At 61.9% G+C, this 18,998-nt stretch carries 16 protein-coding genes and 1 riboswitch; of the genes, 9 read left to right on the top strand and 7 right to left on the bottom strand.

Annotated elements, in window-relative coordinates:
• Position 1: 1 nt before the first annotated feature.
• A riboswitch (cobalamin riboswitch) is annotated at positions 2-292 on the bottom strand.
• 469 nt (positions 293-761) lie between these two features.
• On the top strand, positions 762-2,144 hold the full coding sequence (gene hemN / locus ACVW0Y_RS03745; protein WP_457436149.1) for an oxygen-independent coproporphyrinogen III oxidase: 1,383 nt from the start codon (positions 762-764) through the stop codon (positions 2,142-2,144).
• Between the two features lie 54 nt (positions 2,145-2,198).
• Here the strand turns inward: hemN and dxs are convergent, their stop codons facing one another.
• The 3 genes from dxs to ACVW0Y_RS03760 form a co-directional block, all read right to left on the bottom strand.
• Positions 2,199-4,121, bottom strand: a complete 1,923-nt coding sequence (gene dxs / locus ACVW0Y_RS03750; protein WP_457436150.1) for a 1-deoxy-D-xylulose-5-phosphate synthase — start codon at positions 4,119-4,121, stop codon at positions 2,199-2,201.
• A gap of 137 nt (positions 4,122-4,258) precedes the next feature.
• Entirely contained in the window at positions 4,259-4,933 is a 675-nt protein-coding gene (locus tag ACVW0Y_RS03755) for an HlyD family efflux transporter periplasmic adaptor subunit (RefSeq protein WP_457436152.1), read from the bottom strand.
• A gap of 127 nt (positions 4,934-5,060) precedes the next feature.
• The gene (locus ACVW0Y_RS03760; protein WP_457436153.1) at positions 5,061-5,960 is read right to left on the bottom strand and encodes a LysR substrate-binding domain-containing protein; all 900 of its coding nucleotides are present in this window, start codon (positions 5,958-5,960) and stop codon (positions 5,061-5,063) included.
• Between the two features lie 102 nt (positions 5,961-6,062).
• Here ACVW0Y_RS03760 and ACVW0Y_RS03765 point away from each other — a divergent pair, with 102 nt between their 5' ends.
• From ACVW0Y_RS03765 to hutG, 5 genes are all read left to right on the top strand, one after another.
• Positions 6,063-6,674, top strand: a complete 612-nt coding sequence (locus ACVW0Y_RS03765) for a glutathione S-transferase family protein (RefSeq protein WP_457436154.1) — start codon at positions 6,063-6,065, stop codon at positions 6,672-6,674.
• Between the two features lie 143 nt (positions 6,675-6,817).
• Positions 6,818-8,746: a hypothetical protein gene (locus ACVW0Y_RS03770; protein ID WP_457436155.1), complete on the top strand. Its 1,929-nt coding sequence runs from the start codon at positions 6,818-6,820 to the stop codon at positions 8,744-8,746.
• 132 nt (positions 8,747-8,878) lie between these two features.
• Positions 8,879-10,555: a urocanate hydratase gene (hutU, locus tag ACVW0Y_RS03775; RefSeq protein WP_457436156.1), complete on the top strand. Its 1,677-nt coding sequence runs from the start codon at positions 8,879-8,881 to the stop codon at positions 10,553-10,555.
• A gap of 66 nt (positions 10,556-10,621) precedes the next feature.
• Entirely contained in the window at positions 10,622-11,830 is a 1,209-nt protein-coding gene (hutI, locus tag ACVW0Y_RS03780) for an imidazolonepropionase (protein WP_457436157.1), read from the top strand.
• Entirely contained in the window at positions 11,823-12,635 is an 813-nt protein-coding gene (gene hutG, locus ACVW0Y_RS03785) for an N-formylglutamate deformylase (protein WP_457436158.1), read from the top strand. Before hutI ends, hutG begins: the two co-directional genes overlap by 8 nt.
• Positions 12,636-12,693: 58 nt before the next feature.
• Here the strand turns inward: hutG and ACVW0Y_RS03790 are convergent, their stop codons facing one another.
• On the bottom strand, positions 12,694-13,137 hold the full coding sequence (locus ACVW0Y_RS03790; RefSeq protein WP_457436159.1) for a hypothetical protein: 444 nt from the start codon (positions 13,135-13,137) through the stop codon (positions 12,694-12,696).
• A gap of 107 nt (positions 13,138-13,244) precedes the next feature.
• Between ACVW0Y_RS03790 and pip the strand changes: the two genes are divergently transcribed.
• Both pip and dtd read left to right on the top strand, forming a co-directional pair.
• Complete coding sequence (gene pip, locus ACVW0Y_RS03795; protein WP_457436160.1) at positions 13,245-14,216, top strand: prolyl aminopeptidase; 972 nt, start codon at positions 13,245-13,247, stop codon at positions 14,214-14,216.
• Entirely contained in the window at positions 14,213-14,650 is a 438-nt protein-coding gene (gene dtd, locus ACVW0Y_RS03800; protein ID WP_457436161.1) for a D-aminoacyl-tRNA deacylase, read from the top strand. Before pip ends, dtd begins: the two co-directional genes overlap by 4 nt.
• Positions 14,651-14,733: 83 nt before the next feature.
• Here dtd and ACVW0Y_RS03805 read toward each other — a convergent pair whose 3' ends face one another.
• The 3 genes from ACVW0Y_RS03805 to ACVW0Y_RS03815 form a co-directional block, all read right to left on the bottom strand.
• On the bottom strand, positions 14,734-16,386 hold the full coding sequence (locus ACVW0Y_RS03805) for a trypsin-like serine protease (RefSeq protein ID WP_457436163.1): 1,653 nt from the start codon (positions 16,384-16,386) through the stop codon (positions 14,734-14,736).
• A 435-nt stretch (positions 16,387-16,821) separates the two neighbouring features.
• On the bottom strand, positions 16,822-17,418 hold the full coding sequence (locus ACVW0Y_RS03810) for a DsbA family protein (RefSeq protein WP_457436165.1): 597 nt from the start codon (positions 17,416-17,418) through the stop codon (positions 16,822-16,824).
• Positions 17,419-17,532: 114 nt separating this feature from the next.
• Positions 17,533-18,261: an SDR family oxidoreductase gene (locus ACVW0Y_RS03815; RefSeq protein WP_457436167.1), complete on the bottom strand. Its 729-nt coding sequence runs from the start codon at positions 18,259-18,261 to the stop codon at positions 17,533-17,535.
• Positions 18,262-18,410: 149 nt separating this feature from the next.
• Here ACVW0Y_RS03815 and ACVW0Y_RS03820 point away from each other — a divergent pair, with 149 nt between their 5' ends.
• Positions 18,411-18,905, top strand: coding sequence for a winged helix-turn-helix transcriptional regulator (locus ACVW0Y_RS03820; RefSeq protein ID WP_457436169.1), 495 nt, complete (start codon positions 18,411-18,413; stop codon positions 18,903-18,905).
• Positions 18,906-18,998 lie beyond the last annotated feature (93 nt).

Consider the following 18,998-nt stretch of genomic DNA (forward strand, 5'->3'; position numbering starts at 1 on the left):
ACCAGTCGACTCCGCACAGGCCGGTCTCCGGGCTCTCGACCTTTTCAGGTGGCGTGAAAACGTAGCGAGCGAAGGTTTAGCAAGGCAAAACCAAGCGCCGTAGTTTTCACGCGACCTGCTCTTGCCGCGATCACCTTCCCAGGTAAACCCAGTGGTGTATCGATCGGGCATGCAGCAAGGCTGCGGTCGATTACCGTTGCGGGGGCAGCGCCGGCATGGCTCGTAAGCGCACCGGCTTCCCGTTTAACGCCAGGCTCAATGAGCGCGGCGCACCTGCGTGGATAAACGCCGCGCACCCTAACGGCGGCAGGGAGGGTGGGTCAAGGTTTGCAGAGAATTGAACCGTAGGAGCGGCTTTAGCCGCGAAGCTTTTAAGGTCAAGCATCGCGGCTGATCGGAGTGCCGCCCAGTCGCTCCTACAAGGTCATGGGGGTGGTCAATGGGTGGGCTCTGCCTGGCCCAGCCGACTGGCTGCTTTGTGCTGATCCAGCACCAAACGCTCCAGCGCCCTGGCCGCGAGCTGAGTCTGGTTGGCGCGATGACGCTTTTTGCCGGGTGGATGTCGCTTTTCTACTGGGTACGCTCGTTCAGCGTGCTAGATCGGCATGCTTTTGTGTCACGCCAAGGCGCTGTGTTGCTCGCTTGTGGTGCGCCGCGGGGTGAAGTCTGACCAGGGAGTCGGCCTTGCCTTGCGTCAAGTCAAGATCCGCTTTGTCGCAGCTCCCTAGACTGGCCGCCCACGCTCTTCTCGGACCGCCGCCATGCACGAAGCCATTCACTGGGATGCTGACCTGATTCGCCGTTACGACCGCCCCGGTCCGCGCTACACCTCCTACCCGACGGCCCTGCAATTCAGCGATCAGGTCGCTGGCAATGCCCTGGTCCAGGCGCTGGGGGAAAGCCGCAAGGCGCTGCGGCCGTTGTCGGTGTATGTGCATGTGCCGTTCTGCGCCAACATTTGTTACTACTGCGGCTGCAACAAGGTGATCACCAAAGACCGTGGCCGCGCAGTGCCTTATCTGCAACGTCTGCATGAAGAAATCAGCCGCATCGCCAGCCAGCTCGACCGCCGCCAGGTGGTCGAGCAACTGCACTTCGGCGGCGGCACTCCGACTTTTCTCAGCCATACCGAACTGCGCGACCTGATGCGCCACCTGCGCGAGCACTTCACCCTGCTGGAAGGCGACAGCGGCGACTACGGCATCGAGATCGACCCCCGCGAAGCCGACTGGGCGACCATGGGCCTGCTCCGTGAACTGGGCTTCAACCGCGTCAGCCTGGGGGTGCAGGACCTCGATCCGCAGGTGCAACAGGCGGTCAATCGCCTGCAAAGCTTCGAGCAGACCCGCGCCATTGTCGAAGCTGCCTGGACCCTGCAATTTCGCTCGGTGAATATCGACCTGATCTACGGCCTGCCCAAGCAGACCCCCGAGCGCTTTGCCCGCACCGTTGAAAAGGTTATCGAGCTGCAGCCCGACCGCCTTTCCCTGTTCAACTACGCCCACCTGCCCGAGCGCTTTATGCCGCAACGGCGGATCAACGCCGATGAGCTGCCTAGCCCTGCGGCCAAACTGGAAATGCTGCAGCGCAGCATCGAGCAGCTGACCGCCGCCGGTTATGTGTATATCGGCATGGACCACTTCGCCCTGCCCGACGATGAGCTGGCGGTGGCCCAGGAAGACGGCATGTTGCGGCGCAACTTCCAGGGCTATACCACCCATGGGCATTGCGACCTGGTGGGCTTGGGGGTGTCGGCGATCAGCCAGCTGGGTGACCTCTACTGCCAGAACAGCAGCGACCTGCCGCGTTATATGGCGGCCATCGACAGTGGCCAGTCGGCCGTGGAACGCGGTCTGCTGTGCAACGACGACGACCGTATCCGCCGCGCCGTGATCCAGCACCTGATCTGCGCCTTCAAGCTGGACTTCAGCCTGATCGAGAGCAGCTTCAATATCGAGTTTCGCGGTTACTTCGCCGAGGTCTGGCCGCAGTTGCAGCAGTTTGCCCGCGACGGGTTGATCAGCCTCAACGACAAGGGCATCGAGGTACTGCCGGCGGGCCGCTTGCTGGTGCGCTCGGTATGCATGCTGTTCGACCACTACCTGAGTGAACAGAACAGCCAGCGCTTTTCCCGGGTGATCTGACGTAGAACGAAAAAAGGCCGGTCATCTGACCGGCCTTTTTTTGAACTGCAGCGCTTACGCAGTGACACCAGGCGTCAGCCCGACCGGCGTCAACAGCGCCAGGCGCTGATTGATGGCGGCTTCGATACCTACTGCATCCAGCCCGCACTCGGCGAGCATGGTGGCCGGCTTGGCGTGCTCCACATAGGTGTCCGGCAGCCCCAGATGCAGCACCGGCTTGAGCAGATTTTCCCGCGCCAGGAACTCACTGACCGCCGCACCAGCGCCACCCATGATGGCGTTCTCTTCGATGGTTACCAGCAGGTCGTGGCTGGCCGCCAGCTCGCGCACCAGGGCTTCGTCCAGCGGTTTGACGAAACGCATGTCTACGACGGTGGCATCCAGCTTTTCGGCGACCAGCAGGGCGTCGGCCAGTTGCACGCCGAACACCAGCATGGCTACGCCCTGGCCTCGACGACGCACCACACCTTTGCCGATTTCCAGCGGCACCAGGGCCGCGTCGATTTCCGCATTCGGACCGGTACCACGCGGATAACGTACAGCCGCCGGGCCATTGAACAGGTAGCCGGTGGTCAGCATGCGGCGCAGTTCGTTTTCGTCGCTGGGGGTCATCACCAGAATGCCGGGAATGCAGCGCAGGTACGACAAATCGAAGCTGCCAGCGTGGGTCGGGCCGTCTTCGCCCACCAGGCCGGCGCGGTCGATGGCGAACAGCACATCCAGGTGCTGCACCGCCACGTCGTGAATCAGTTGGTCGTAGCCGCGTTGCAGAAAGGTGGAATAGATCGCCACCACCGGCTTGGCACCTTCGCAGGCCATACCGGCAGCCAGGGTGACCGCGTGTTGCTCGGCAATCGCCACATCGAAATAACGCTGCGGGAAGCGCTCGCTGAAGGCCACCAGATCGGAGCCTTCTTTCATTGCCGGCGTAATGCCGGTCAGCCGCGCATCGGCCTCGGCCATATCGCACAGCCACTGGCCGAACACTGCCGAATACTTCGGCCCGCTGGGTTTCTTCGGCGCGGCCGGGGCGTTGAGCGGCTCCAGCTTGGTGATCGCGTGATAACCAATCGGATCGAGCTCGGCCGGGGCGAAGCCTTTGCCTTTCTTGGTAATCACATGGAGGAACTGCGGGCCTTCCAGCTCGCGCATATTGCGCAGGGTGGTGATCAGGGTCGGCAGGTCGTGGCCGTCGATGGGGCCGATATAGTTCCAGCCCAACTCCTCGAACAATGTGCCGGAGACCAGCATGCCTTTGGCGTGCTCTTCGGTCTTGCGCGCAATTTCCCAGGCACCCGGCAGGCGCGACAGCACTTTTTTGCTGCCCTCGCGCATATTGGCGTAGGTGCGGCTGGAGAGAATCTTGGCCAGGTGGTTGGACAGGCCGCCGACGTTTTTCGAGATCGACATATCGTTGTCGTTGAGCACCACCAGCATATTGGCCTTGACGTCGGAGGCGTGGTTCAACGCCTCGAAGGCCATGCCGGCGGTCAGCGCGCCATCACCGATCACCGCCACCGACTTGCGCTTGCTGCCCTGCAACTGAGCGGCAATCGCCATGCCCAGTGCGGCGCTGATGGAGGTGCTGGAATGGCCGACGCCAAAGGTGTCGTACTCACTTTCGCTGCGGCGCGGGAAGGCCGCGATGCCGTCCTTCTGCCGGAGCGTGTGCATAAGCTCACGGCGCCCGGTAAGGATCTTGTGCGGGTAGGCCTGATGGCCCACGTCCCACACCAGACGGTCATCCGGCGTATCGAACACATAGTGCAGCGCGATGGTCAGCTCGATCACACCCAGGCCAGCGCCAAAGTGCCCGCCGGTCTTGCCGACGGTATAGAGCAGCTCCTGGCGCAACTCATCAGCGAGGATTTCCAGCTCGGCCTCGCCCAGGCGACGCAGACCTACAGGCGTCTCTGCACGGTCGAGCAGCGGCGTTGCGGGGCGTTCGCGGGGGAACTCGTGAAACGTCGTGGGCATCAGGCAAATCGTTATAGGTATAAAAGATGGCGCAGTTTACCTGATGCGGTAGGGCTTTTCGTAGGGTGCGCGTGACGCACCCCGGCAAATACCGATGTCCGGAGGGTTTGTGCGGGTTTCTGTGCTCAGTGTTGGCTTCAAAACCCACTCTCCCTCATCAACACCGCCGCCAGATGGGTAGCCCCGTCGGCCAGCAGGCTGCGTCGTTGGCCGGCGATTTTCAGGTGGCCGCGGGTTTCGTGCAGGGCCGGTGGTGGTTGGTCGAGTTGGATCAGCACTTGGAACAGGGCGTCGGTCGGTACCAGGGCACCGCCATGGCTGGTGGTGGGCACCGGGCCGCCGAAACGGGAGGCGAGCATGCGGTGGTTGAGTTGGTTGGCGCGGGTGCTGCCGATGGCGATGACATGGCCGGGCAGCGCGCTGGGTTGGCCGTCGGGGTAGAAGCGCACGGTGTCGCCGATCTGCAGGCGGTGCACCTGGTCCTGTTGGATATAGGCATCGACCTGCCAACTGCTGGGGTCGACCAGCACGCCGAGGGCTTCCTGGCTGCTTAGCCATTGTCCGGGTTGGCGCTGTGGGTCGACGTCCAGCCACAGGCCGGTAAAGCTGCTTTGCAGGGTCAGCCGGGCGATTTCCGAGCGGGCCGCCCGGGCTTCCTGGGTTTGCACGCCCATGCGTTCGCGGGTGGCGTTGTCTTGGCTTTGCTGGTGATCGACGGCTACAGCGGCGGCACCGTCAAACAAAATCCGCGGCTCCAGGGCAATCGCCTGGCTGTTGGGTCGAAACGGATTGGTGAACGTTGAACGCCGCATTGTCTTGCCCTCCTGAGGCCGCTCTGGCCATCCCTGCAGGTGGGAGCGTAGAAGCCTCGCTCTAGTTTTCCAGCCGCGCCAACGTAAAGTTGGATCTGAATCAATAGAGCGGTGCCAGCCGTTTTGGCTACGGCGGAGGAGGTTGCAAATAGGCGCGCGTCTGCTCCTGCATCCACTCGATAAAATGCAGTTGCTTGTGGCTGAGGCTTTCCCGCGGTTGCCATACCAGCCAATAGGGGTAGGGGTAGGGCAGGCACAGCGGGGACAACTGCACCAGCTCGCCACGCTGCAGCGCGCCGGCCACCAGGCTGCGCCGCTCCAGAGCGATGCCCTGCCCGAGCAGGGCGGCACCGAGGATGATATTGGAGTCGTTGGCGCTCAGGCTCGGGGCGGGCAGGTGCTCGCCGGCCAGGCCTGCCAGCTGGCACCAATCCTTCCACGGCGCATCGGTGCTGTGCAGCAGCGGGCCGGCCAGAATCTGCTCCGGGCTGCGCGGCAGATCGCCGTCGGCAAAGTGCGGCGCGGCCACCACCAGCAGTTGGTCTGTGAAGAGTTTTTTCTGCGTCAGTTCCGGCCAGTGTCCCTGGCCCATCCGGATACCGATATCGGCCAGGCCCTGCTGCAGATTCTGCAGTTCCAGGCTGGTGTGCAGGCGCACGCGGTAGTGCGGGTAGCGCTGTTGAAAGTCGCCCAGCCGCGGGATCAGCCAATGCAGGGCAAAGGAGGCGAGGGTGGTAATCACCAGCTCGGCGTCATCCGGCCGCCCCTGCACCTGGTGGGTGGCGCTGCTCAGGGCCAGCAAGGCGGCGCGGACCTCCAGGGCATATAAGCGGCCGGCTTCGGTCAGGCGCAGGCCACGGGCTTCACGGACGAACAGGGCCAGCCCGATATTCTGTTCCAGGCTGCCCAGCTGCTGGCTAACGGCCGAATGGGTGACGTGCAGTTCGTGCGCGGCCTGGGTCACGCTGCCCAACCGGGCGGCCGCTTCGAAGCATTTCAGGGTGGTCAGGGGCGGGATGTTTTTCATGTAAGCAAATCTAACGCAGAGCGTTGAATTTTGTCGCTACTCGGCGTTAAGCAAAGCTTTTATCGTGGCTGCGCCTGGTTAAGCATGATTTACGGAGTTGTTATGAAATTGATCGGAATGCTCGATTCGCCTTACGTTCGCCGCGTGGCGATCTGCCTGAAACTGCTCAAGCTGGAGTTCGAACACCAGCCGCTGTCGGTATTCAGCACCTTTGAAGAGTTCCAGCGCATCAACCCAGTGGTCAAGGCACCCACCCTGGTGCTCGACGATGGCCAGGTGCTGATGGATTCCAGCCTGATTCTGGAATACCTGATCAGCCTGGATCCGCAGCACAGTCTGTGGCCCGGCGATGCCTGCGCCCGCGCCTGGGCCGTGCGTCTTACCGGCCTGGCCCTGGCCGCTTGCGAAAAAGCCGTGCAGGTGGTGTACGAGCACAATCTGCGGCCGTCGGAAAAACTCCATCAGCCCTGGCTGGACCGGGTGTATTCGCAACTGGCTGCGGCCTTCGGCCAGTTGGAACAGGCGCTGGGCGAACAATCCTTGAGTACCGAGCAACACCAGCTGGGCTTGGCTGAGGTGAGCATCGCGGTGGCCTGGTCGTTCCGCCAGTTGATGACCCCGCACCTGGTGGATGCGGCGGATTATCCCCAGGTGGCGGCCTATACCGAGGCCCTGGAACGCTTGCCGGTATTTGTCCAGACGCCGGCCGTCTAGCGGGCGCTGACGGGCTTCTGGGAAACGCCTTACAGATTCAACGGGCTTGCAATGGGGAAGCTTGCGTCTGTTTTTGACGTAGGCGTATTCCCATGAATTTGATCCTGTTTCCGAGCCGGCCCCGGCGTCCTCGCTCTATTCGTTTGCTTCTGACCCTTTTCCTGAGCCTGGCAGCGTTGTCTGCCCAAGCGCAGATGATGGATCTGGGGGTATTGCCCAATGGCACTTTCAGCCAACCCGGTGCCGTGAGTGGCAACGGCTCCGTGGTGGTGGGCCAGGCGCTGGATGCCAGCCAGCACCGATGGCTGTTTCGCTGGAGCGCCGACAAAGGCCTGGTGACTTTCGCCAGTTATGCCCAGTTGGGCGGTGCCAATGCGAGCAACTGGGATGGCAGCGTGATTGCCGGCTCCGTCGATCAAAGCGGCGCGCAACACGCCTTTCGCTGGGACGCCAGTGGCGGCCTGCTGGACCTCGGCACCCTGGGCGGCCAGAGCAGCGAAGCCTGGGGCATCAGCAGCGACGGCAGTGTGGTAGTCGGCGGTGCCCTGAATGCGGCGGGTGTGCGCCGCGCCTTTCGCTGGAGCGCAGGGCAGGGAATGGAAGATCTTGGCGGCCTGAGCGCAACGGGTGCCAGCACGGCCTTCGCTATCAGCGCCGATGGCCGCGTGGTGGTGGGCTCGGCGGTGGCCGGCAGCAACAGCCATGCTGTGCGCTGGGACAGCAACGGAATTATTGACCTCGGCACCCTGAACGGCAGCACCACCAGCGCTGCCCAGGGCGTGAATGGCGACGGCAGTGTGGTGGTGGGAACCAGCGGCGACTATGCCTTTCGCTGGACCGCCGCCGGCGGCATGACCGACCTTGGTTCGTTGGGCGGAACGCTAAGCCAGGCCAGCGACGTAAGTGCCGATGGCCGCGTGGTAGTCGGTACCTCGACCCTGGCCGACGGCAGCGCCCGCGCCTACCGCTGGACCGCCGCAGAGGGCATGCGCAGCCTCGGTGTGCTCAGCGGCGGCAGCTATAGCGAAGCGCAAGCGATCAGCGATAACGGCGAGGTGATAGTTGGCCGCGCCGATAACGGCCAGGGCGCCGAACGCACCTTTATCTGGAAGTCGTCTGCCGTTGGCCAGGTGCCGCTCCAGGACCTCAGTAACCTGCAGCAGTCGGTGCGGCAGACGGCCAGCAGAAGTGCGCAATTGCTCAATGATCAAGCGCAACTGACCCGCGAGGTGGCCGCGCAAACCTGTGTGCCGGGTGCCGAGCAGCGCTATTGCCTGGGCTTGGGTGCCGGGGTTGGCTTTGCTCATGTGAATGACTCGGATCGACAGGGCATGGCTCAGGCTGGTGCCGGTGTGCGCCTCGATGAACACCTGTCGATGGGTGCCAGCGTGATCCTGCAGCAAGCGCCCGGCAGTGCCGCGCGGGAAGATCAGGAAAAGGGTCTGGCGCTGTGGCTGACCTATCAGCAGAACGCCGAAACCGGCACTGGGTGGCGCGACACCATCAGCCTGGCCGCCAGTCGCGCCGACAACCGCCTGCAGCGCGGCGATGCGTTGGCCGATGTGCAACGCAGCGAAACGCCCGTGGCCGAATCTGCCAGTGCTGCGCGCCTGGCGTTGGCTTACGGCATTGCTGCCGGGCATACGCTGCTGAGTCCGGAGCTGGCCCTCAGTCATGTAGATAGTCAGCGAGAGGGTTACCACGAGCAGGAAGTGGCGCTGCCTTTAGAGGTGGACGGCACTGGCAGCGCGCAGACCTACGCCACCCTGGCCCTGCGCAGCTCCACGCCGCTCGGCCTGCACGGCAGTCTGGAGCTGTGCCTGGCGACGGATGTGCTGCTCGACGATAACCCGGCCAGTTTCGAGGGCCGTTCGCAGATTCCCGGTCTCAATCGATTCGCCAGCGATGACCAACTGCAACGACGCAATCTGCTGCCGGCCGCTTCCGCCGCCTATCGGCTGGCGCTCAACCGCAATTCCAGCCTGGCCACGCAGCTGCATGTCAGCGCTTCGGCATTCGAGCAGCAACATCCGCCCTACGGCCTGGAGGTGCAGTACCGCTATGCCTTTTAGCGGCAGATAGCATCCGCCCCAAGGCAAAGCCCAGGGCGGGCGTTGGCGGGCTTTCCTCTTCGGCGTGCGCTGTGCTTTACTTGTACATACAAGTTCAGACAATGCGCTGCCCCCGGCGCCCGGAGCCGTTCAATGAGCACTTCCAATCGTTACCGTGACACCGTGGTCCGCGCCGCTCGCGGCACTCAGTTGACCGCCAAGAGCTGGCTGACCGAAGCGCCGCTGCGCATGTTGATGAACAACCTCGACCCGGAAGTGGCGGAGAACCCCAACGAGTTGGTGGTGTACGGTGGCATCGGCCGCGCCGCGCGCAATTGGGAGTGCTACGACGCCATCGTCAAAGCCCTGACCGCCCTGGAAGACGACGAAACCCTGCTGGTGCAATCGGGTAAACCGGTGGGCGTATTCAAAACCCACAGCAACGCGCCGCGCGTGCTGATCGCCAACTCCAACCTGGTGCCGCACTGGGCCACCTGGGAACACTTCAACGAACTGGATGCCAAGGGCCTGGCCATGTACGGGCAGATGACCGCTGGCAGCTGGATCTATATCGGCAGCCAGGGCATCGTCCAAGGCACCTATGAAACCTTCGTCGAGGCCGGTCGCCAGCACTACAACGGCAATCTCAAGGGCAAATGGGTGCTCACCGCCGGCCTGGGTGGCATGGGCGGCGCGCAGCCGTTGGCGGCGGGTATGGCCGGTGCCTGTTCACTGAACATCGAGTGCCAGCAGAGCCGCATCGATTTCCGTCTGAAAACCCGCTACGTCGACGAGCAAGCCACTGACCTGGATGACGCCCTGGCGCGCATCGCCAAGTACACCGGCGAGGGCAAAGCCATCTCCATCGCCTTGTGCGGCAATGCCGCCGACATCCTGCCGGAACTGGTCCGCCGTGGCGTGCGTCCGCATATGGTCACCGACCAGACCAGCGCCCACGACCCGCTCAATGGCTACCTGCCCAGCGGCTGGAGCTGGGACGAGTACCGCGCCAAGGCGCAAACCGCACCGGCCGAGGTGGTGAAAGCCGCCAAGCGTTCGATGGCCGTGCATGTCGAGGCGATGCTGGCGTTCCAGAAAATGGGCGTGCCGACCTTCGACTACGGCAACAACATCCGCCAGATGGCCAAGGACGAGGGCGTGGCCAATGCCTTCGATTTTCCCGGCTTTGTACCGGCCTATATCCGCCCACTCTTCTGCCGTGGCGTGGGGCCGTTTCGCTGGGCGGCGCTGTCGGGCAATGCCGAGGACATTTACAAGACCGATGCCAAGGTCAAAGCGCTGATTCCTGACGACGCCCATCTGCATCGCTGGCTGGATATGGCCCGCGAGCGCATCGCCTTCCAGGGCCTGCCGGCGCGGATCTGCTGGGTCGGCCTGGGGCAGCGGGCCAAACTCGGCCTGGCGTTCAACGAGATGGTGCGCAGTGGCGAGCTGTCGGCACCGATCGTGATTGGTCGCGACCACCTCGACTCCGGCTCGGTGGCCAGCCCCAACCGGGAGACCGAAGCCATGCGCGATGGCTCGGACGCGGTATCCGATTGGCCGCTGCTCAATGCCTTGCTCAACACCGCCAGCGGCGCTACCTGGGTGTCGCTGCACCATGGCGGCGGCGTAGGCATGGGCTTTTCCCAGCATTCGGGGATGGTGATTGTCTGCGACGGTACTGATGAAGCGGCCGCGCGCATTGCCCGTGTGCTGCACAACGACCCGGCCACCGGGGTGATGCGCCATGCCGATGCCGGTTATCAGATCGCCATCGACTGCGCCAAGGAACAGGGCCTCAATCTGCCGATGATTACTGGCAGCTAAGTTCTGCTAACTAACTTCACCATCAGCCCTCTACTGCACGAGAGGGCGATGCCCAGGGAGGCCCGTATGCAGCACCTGTGGTTCAACTGCCACGTCGCGACCATGGTCGATGGCCGCTATTCGAGCATCGACAACGCCACCATTGTCACCGCCAACGGCTTGATCAAATGGATCGGCAGCTTTGTCGATCTGCCCGTTGACGACTATGCCCAGCGCCACGACCTGGGCGGTGCCTGGGTGACCCCCGGCCTCATCGATTGCCACACCCATGCGGTATTTGGCGGCAATCGCAGTGGGGAATTCGAGCTGCGCCTGCAGGGCGTCAGCTATGCCGAGATTGCTGCCGCCGGTGGCGGTATCGCCAGCACTGTGCGCGCCACTCGCACCGCCAGTGAAGACGAACTGTTAAACAGTGCCACCCAGCGGGTGCGGGCCTTGCTGCGCGATGGTGTGACCACCGTGGAGATCAAGTCCGGCTACGGCCTGGATCTGGCCACCGAGCGCAAGATGCTGCGGGTAATTCGTCGCCTGGGGGAAACCCTGCCGGTGACCGTGCGCGCCACCTGTCTGGCCGCCCATGCCTTGCCGCCGGAATACGCCGGGCGCAGTGACGCCTATATCGATCTGGTGTGCGGCGAGATGCTGCCAGCCCTGGCCGCTGAAGGGCTGGTGGATGCGGTGGATGCCTTCTGCGAGCACCTGGCGTTTTCCCCGGCGCAGGTCGAGCGGGTGTTTATCGCTGCCCAGCGCCTGGGCCTGCCGGTCAAGCTGCATGCCGAGCAGTTGTCGGCCTTGGCTGGCTCCAGCCTGGCGGCGCGCTATCAGGCGCTGTCGGCGGATCATCTGGAATTTATGACCCTGAGCGATGCGCAGGCCATGGCCGCCGCCGGTACAGTCGCCGTGCTGCTGCCGGGGGCGTTGTACTTTTTGCGCGAAACCCAGTTGCCACCGATCCAGCTGTTGCGCGAGCAGGGCGTGCCGATGGCGCTGGCCAGCGACCTCAACCCCGGCACCTCGCCGGCCTTGTCGCTGCGGCTGATGCTGAATATGGCCTGCACCCTGTTTCGCCTGACGCCGGAAGAGGCGCTGGCCGGGGTTACCATCAATGCCGCCAAAGCCCTCGGCCTGGGTGCCAGTCACGGCAGCCTGGAAGTAGGCAAGGTGGCGGATTTCGTCGCCTGGCAGATTGCCCGGCCCGCCGAGCTGGCCTACTGGCTAGGCGGCGAGCTGGATAAACGGGTAATTCGCCATGGCCGGGAGGTGCTGAATGTCTGATCTGATCGACGATCCCCTGGTATTTATTCAAGGCCGCGTACCGCTGCTGATCAGCATGCCCCATGGCGGCTTGCAGCTGACCCCGGCGGTGCAGGCGGGCCTGGTGCCTCAGGCGCAGGGGCTGCCGGACACCGACTGGCATATCCCGACGCTGTATGCCTTCGCCGCCGAGCTGGGTGCCAGCACCCTGGCGGCCAACTATTCCCGCTATGTGATTGACCTTAACCGCCCGGCCGATGACCGCCCGCTGTACAGCACGGCCACCACCGGCCTGTACCCGGACGTGCTGTTCGATGGTCAGCCACTGTTTATCGAAGGCGGCCAGCCGTCGGCGCTCGAGCGTGAACGCTACCTGGAGCAAATCTGGACGCCCTACCACCGCACGCTGGCGGCGGAGTTGGCGCGCCTCAAGGCCGCGTTCGGCTACGCCCTGTTGTTCGACGCCCACTCCATCTGCTCGCGGGTGCCGCGCTTGTTCGACGGCAAGCTACCGGACTTCAACCTCGGCACCAACGATGGTGCCAGCTGCGATCCGCAACTGGCCCAGCGCCTGGTGCAGGTGTGCGCGGCCGCGCCGGGCTACAGCCATGTGCTCAACGGTCGCTTCAAGGGCGGGCACATCACCCGCTGTTACGGCCAGCCAGCCGACAACGTGCACGCCGTGCAGTTGGAGATCGGCCAGTGCATTTATATGGATGAACAAGCACCGTTTACCTACCGGCCTGAGTTGGCGGAACAGGCGCAGGGGGTGTTGAGGGGGTTGCTGGAGGCCTATTTGGACTGGGGGCGGGCGCGTTATCGGTAAAGTCCTTTCTTTCCAGGAATCGAGGCTGAAGCCTCGAGTTTTTGGTGTTTTCGAACGCCTATTTCCAGTCCATCCGCGCCAGCTTCCACTCATCCCCTTCCAACCACCATTCCAGCTTCACGCTGTAGTGGTTGGCATTGTCGGGAATCAGCCCCTGGGCACCGGTGACGGCTACCTGCGCTTCGGTGTAGCCCTTGGTGGATACGCTGGAGTCGAGGCTGCTGGATTTGCTCAGGGCAATCACCCGGACGTTCTGGTAACGCAAAAACAGCCCGAGCAGGGTGCGTTTGGCCCACTCGCGGTCGAATTGCTGCTGGGCGCGGAACTCGGGGTGCAGTTGCTCCAACACCTCGCCGCTGCGCTTGCCCTCGAGGTTCTCCTGCAGTTGCTGCACAGCGGCTTCCAGCGCCGCCTGCGGGTCGCTGCGTGAGCAGCCGGCGAGCAGCGTCAAGGCCAAGGCGACAATCCACAGGCGACCAAGGGGAAATATCCGGTGTGACATGCTCAACTCCGTTTTCATGGTTATGATGCCCGAGCGCAGTGCCGCGCAATGTAGCCGAGTAACAGGGCTGCCAAGCGGCACCGAAGTCATAAACAGGGGAGTGCAGCATGCAGACTTTGTATCCGGAGATTAAGCCTTACGCCCGTCATGAGCTGGCGGTGCAGGCACCGCACGTGCTCTATGTCGACGAGAGCGGTACGCCGGAAGGTCTTCCTGTGGTGTTTGTGCATGGCGGTCCGGGTGCCGGTTGCGATGGTGCCAGCCGCCGTTACTTCGATCCCAACCAGTACCGCATCATCACCTTCGATCAGCGAGGCTGCGGACGCTCCGCCCCGCACGCCAGCCTGGAAAACAACACCACCTGGGACCTGGTCGCCGACCTGGAAATCATTCGTCAGCACCTGGGCATCGACAAGTGGGTGTTGTTCGGTGGCTCCTGGGGCTCCACCTTGTCACTGGCCTATGCCCAGACTCACCCCGAGCGTGTGCATGCGCTGATTCTGCGCGGGATCTTTCTGTGCCGACCGCAGGAGATCAAGTGGTTCTACCAGGAGGGTGCCAGTCGTCTGTTCCCTGACTACTGGGAAGACTACGTGGCCCCCATTCCACCGGAAGAACGCCACGACCTGTTGCCGGCCTTCCATAAGCGCCTGAGCGGCAGCGACCAGATTGCCCAGATGCACGCTGCCAAAGCCTGGTCCACCTGGGAAGGGCGCACCGCCACCCTGCGCCCCAATCCGCAGGTAGTCGACCGTTTCTCCGAGCCGCAACGCGCGTTGTCCATCGCTCGGATCGAATGTCACTACTTTATGAACGACGCCTTCCTGGAACCCAACCAACTGATCCGCGATATGCACAAGATCGCCCACCTGCCGGGGATCATCGTGCATGGCCGCTACGACGTGATCTGCCCGCTGGACAACGCCTGGGAACTGCACCAGGCCTGGCCCAACAGCGAGCTGCAGATCATCCGCGACGCCGGCCACGCCGCTGCCGAGCCGGGCATCACCGACGCCCTGGTTCGCGCTGCCGACCAGATTGCCCGCCGCCTGCTCAACCTGGCACCTGAAGAGGCATGAAGGGGCTGATTCAACGTGTCACGGCGGCGCGGGTAGACGTAGCGGGGGAAACGCTGGGTGCCATCGATCAGGGCCTGCTGGTGCTGGTCGGCGTCGAGCCACAGGACAGCAAAGCCAGCGCCGACAAACTGCTGCACAAACTCCTTAACTACCGCGTGTTCAGCGATGCTGACGGCAAGATGAACCTGTCATTGACGGATGTCGGCGGCGGGCTTTTGCTGGTGTCCCAGTTCACCTTGGCGGCGGATACCAAAAGCGGCTTGCGCCCCAGCTTTTCCACTGCCGCACCGCCGGCATTGGGGGCGGAACTGTTTGATTACCTGGTGGCGCAAGCGCAGATAAAACACCCGGTGGTGGCCACCGGGCGGTTTGCTGCGGATATGCAAGTGTCGCTGGTCAATGATGGGCCGGTGACGTTTTTGCTGGAAACCTGAAGCAGCACCTTGCCTTTAAACATCCTGCGGTTACCGATGGCGAAACCTGGCTTGCTGCCAGGCCTCGCCATTGACGCAGGACTTCAGAGGTTCGGAATGTTGTCATAGAGCAGTCTTGCGCTGTTTGGCGTTCCGAACGTTTGCCCAGGTACGCCCGGCACTATGCCGATTTGCACACGGGTGTTGGCTGCGAACCCAACTTGCGGAGTGAACTCCTGGCTGCCTCCCGATGCAGCCGGGGCGTAACTGAAATAGAAAACTCCGTTATAAATTTCAGCCGCTCGCACGCCGTTGTACCAAACCATAATTCGCTGTCCTGAATTGCTCAGCGAGGTTGCCATGGTGATACCCAGATAATTGCCTCTGCGCCTGATGGCCTCGATGCCGGAAAGGTTGCTGCTGTAGATCAGGCTTGCTGCCTCTGGCGAGTTGGTGCCGGTGACGATGCCGATCTGCAGCAGATCACCGTGTTTAACGATACGCCCCGCCAGCCGGAAGCGGGCACCGCCGGCTATATCTTCTTTACTGGCGTAATAGGCGTAGGCAGGGTTGCGGTTAAGCTCGCCCAGGTACTTGCCATTGAGCCAGACAACCATCTTGAGGTCGGCATTGAGTAGTTCGTTGCTCACACTAACCACAAGTGCCTTATTGTCGATATTGGCCGCCTTGATGCCGGTTATGGGCGATTCATAGAGCAGTTCTGCAGCTTCCGGACTATTGGCGCCGGTGACGATACCGATCTGTACCAAATCGCTGTCACGGACGTGGAAACCGCCCATGCGGTAGATGGTTCCGCCATTGATTTTTTCCACATTGGCGTAGTAAGCGTTATCACCCTGAACTTCGCCCAGATAACGGCCATTGACCCAAACCACCACCTGACGTCCGGAACTGACGAGCTCGTCGCTCAGGGTGACGGAGACGGCACCGTTTGCGACGTTGACGTCACTGATCCAGGGAAGCAGGGCATTGCTTTCAGGGATGGAGCGCATGTCGCGCGCGTGCTGTAGCTGGCGGATTTTAGGAAGGGTACTGGATATCCCAATAACGTTGATAGTTTGATGGCCGTCATCGGCGTCGCTGCCCATGGTAGCCATGACGCCTACCAGAAAGCCCGCCAAAATAACCGGCCCGCCTGAATCGCCTCCCTCAGAAAATCCTTTGCGCGTGGCGACTCTAATAATCTCGGCTCCAGCGTCGGTCACTCCGTGGTCTTCAACTTTGAGGCTTAGGCTTCTTTGCTTGAAGGGTACATTTCCATACCCATAGCCAGTGGCGGCATATCCAGGATTAATCTCGTGTCCGCCGCTGACGAGGTCTGGCCCCAGCTTGGGATATTCAGCGACACGGTGCGCCTGAGAAAGCGTCAGCACTTGTATATCGGAACCCGCAGTGGGGAAACGACCCTGGACCGCCACCGTGCCGTCCTGAAAAATCACGTGGTCTGCTACGCAATGGGCTGCGGTGACTACCAGCAGCTCATTGAGGGCAACGCCGGTACAGGAGTCAAGGTAACCCTGAATGGTTCCGGTAATGCGCACCACCCAAGGCTTCGATGAAGCAGAACCGCCAGTAACTGCCTGCGCTGGAGTGGTTGTGAATAGCGCCGCCGTGGCTATGACAAGCAAAGTTGAATAGAGGCCGAACTTGAAGTTTTTCTGCCAGGTTCTTGGTCTGTCGCTGTTGGTGTCTTTAATAAATTCGTCTGTGACTAATTCATCGTTCGATGTCGACATGATTGGAATCCTTTTCTTTGGATTTTTAATTTAGGGCTGTTTCAAAGTGTGTTTCCGTAATTGGGTTTCTGGAGTGGGATACTTTTGTTTTTTGTTAGAGGAGTTTCTAAAGACTCGCTCGGGTTGAAGTGGCTTTCGTTGGAGGAGCCGGTGTAGCGAGCTATTCAGCGCGCTTCTGTGGAGGCTCGGCTGTTTGTTTTGCTAAAGCAATGCGCATATAAGGCGGTGGGAAATGGCGCACGAGACAAAGTTACGATTCACGTTGATCTTTTATTTGATTCAGCGGGTTTGTATTGAAGTTGCCCAACTATTAGTTGGACTGAGGGCGGGGTTGTTAAGTGTTGGGGTGTACACCCATTTTGCGACGAGAGTCTAAGAGCGGATATCTGTTGCGGATATCCGCTGTGGCAAAGTCGGGTTTATCGCGGGTCGAGATTATTGCCCTTGGCGTGCCAGGGCTTCGGCGACAAAATCCAGCCGATCCTGACCAAAGTGCATCTCCCCATCGACGAAGAAAATCGGTGCACCAAAGGCACCGCGCTTGATCGCTTCTTCGGTGAGGTCTTTCAGCCGTTGTTTGACCGTTTCGTCATTTACCAGCTGCTCGAACTCCTGCGGGTCCAACCCCACGGCGCTTAGCACCTGGGCCACCACTGCCGGGTCGCCCATATTCTTCTGTTCCACCCACAGCGCGGTGAACACTGCCTGCAGGTAGGTGTGGAAGTTGGCCGTGCCCAGGTAGCCCGCCGCGCCGCGCATCAGTACCAGGGTGTTGATGGGGAAGAACGGGTTGAACGCCATCGGTACGCCATAACGAGTGGCAAAGCGTTGCATATCGGCCAGGGTGTATTTGGCCTTGGCCGGTATGGCGATCGGCGACTGGTTGCCGGTGGCCTTGAATACACCGCCCAGCAGCATGGGTTTCCAGGTGATCTCCACGCCGGCATCGGCGGCGATCTTCGGCAGTTGGGTCCAGGCCAGGTAGGTGGTGGGGCTGCCGACGTCGAAGAAAAATTCCAGGGTTTTGCTCATAGGGTTGTCCCTTTTTGTTGTGGGATACATGTCCCGTAGGAGCGGCTTCAGCCGCGATTGCTCTTCAAGAGCAAAAGCATCGCGGCTGAAGCCGCTCCTACGGGATGTGCGAATTCAGAACGTTTCTAACCACGGGCGCAGATCGAGTTCGTGGGTCCAGGAATCTCTGGGCTGTGTGTGGATTTGCCAGTAGCTGTCGGCGATATGCTCGGGGTTGAGAATCCCGTCCTGCTCTTTGAGGGCGTAACGCTCGGGGAAGTTGTCGCGGATAAATGCGGTATCGATGGCACCATCGATGATCGGGTGGGCCACGTGAATGCCCAGCGGCCCGAGTTCGCGGGCCATGCTCTGGGCGGTGGCGCGCAGGGCGAATTTGGCGCTGGCAAAGGCGCTGAAGCCTTTGCCGCCGCGCAGGGAGGCGGTGGCACCGGTGAAAATAATCGTGCCGCGGCCACGGGGCAGCATCACCTTGGCGGCTTCACGGCCGGTCAAAAAACCGGCCAGGGCGGCCATTTCCCAGACCTTGCGGTATACCCGCTCGGTGGTCTCGGTGATTGAGAACCACACGTTGGCACCGATGTTGAACACCACCACTTCCAACGGGCCGATTTCGCGCTCGATGGTGGCGAACATCTCCTGCACCTGTTCTTCGATACGCGCATCGCAGCCAAAGGCGCGGGCCTCGCCACCGGCGGCGATGATTTCGGCGACCAGCGGTTCGAGTTTGTCGGCATTGCGCCGCGCCACGCAGGCCACATAGCCCTCGCGGGCAAAGCGCTTGGCTATCGCACCGCCGGTGGCATCGCCGGCACCCACCACTAACACTGCTTTGCGTTCGCTCATTGTTATTGTCTCGTCGGTTTTGTCGGGGCCAGTGGCCTTTTGCAGCCTGCTGGTCAGTAAGTTCCTTTTTGGAACTTGGTCGAGATAGTCGGTTCCTTTTTAGAACCTGTCAAGTTAAGGTAGCCAGCAGAATCTGTTGGAGAGCCTCCATGCGTTGGGAAGATCTGGGTCAGCAACCATGCTCACTATCGCGCACCTTGTCGGTGATCGGCGACCGCTGGACCCTGCTGGTGCTGCGCGAATGTTTTATGGGAGTGCGCCGTTTCGATGACTTCGAAAAGCGCATGGGCATCACTCGCCATGTGCTGGCCGAGCGCCTCAAGCGCCTGACCGAGCACGGTGTGCTGGTGAAAAGCGCCTACCAGCAGCGACCGCTGCGCGAGGAGTATAGGTTGACCGAAAAGGGCCACGACCTGTACCCGGCGGTGTTGGCACTGGTGAACTGGGGCGACCGGCATATGAGTGACGACATCGGCCAGCCGATTCGCCATGTGCACAAAACCTGCGGTCATGAGGTGCGCGGCGTGCTGGTCTGCTCGGAATGTGGCGAGCCGTTGCAGGCACGGGATATGAGCCTGCGCGAAGCGCCGGAGCTGGAAGGGCAGTTATTGCCGGCGCATTGGCATGCGCAGAAACCAGGCTGACAATAATCCGTAGGAGCGGCTTCAGCCGCGATGCTCTTGATCTGCGAATAGAGGCTTCCAGGTCAATCCAATCGCGGCTGAAGCCGCTCCTAC

Source organism: Pseudomonas sp. TE3786 (assembly GCF_054057335.1).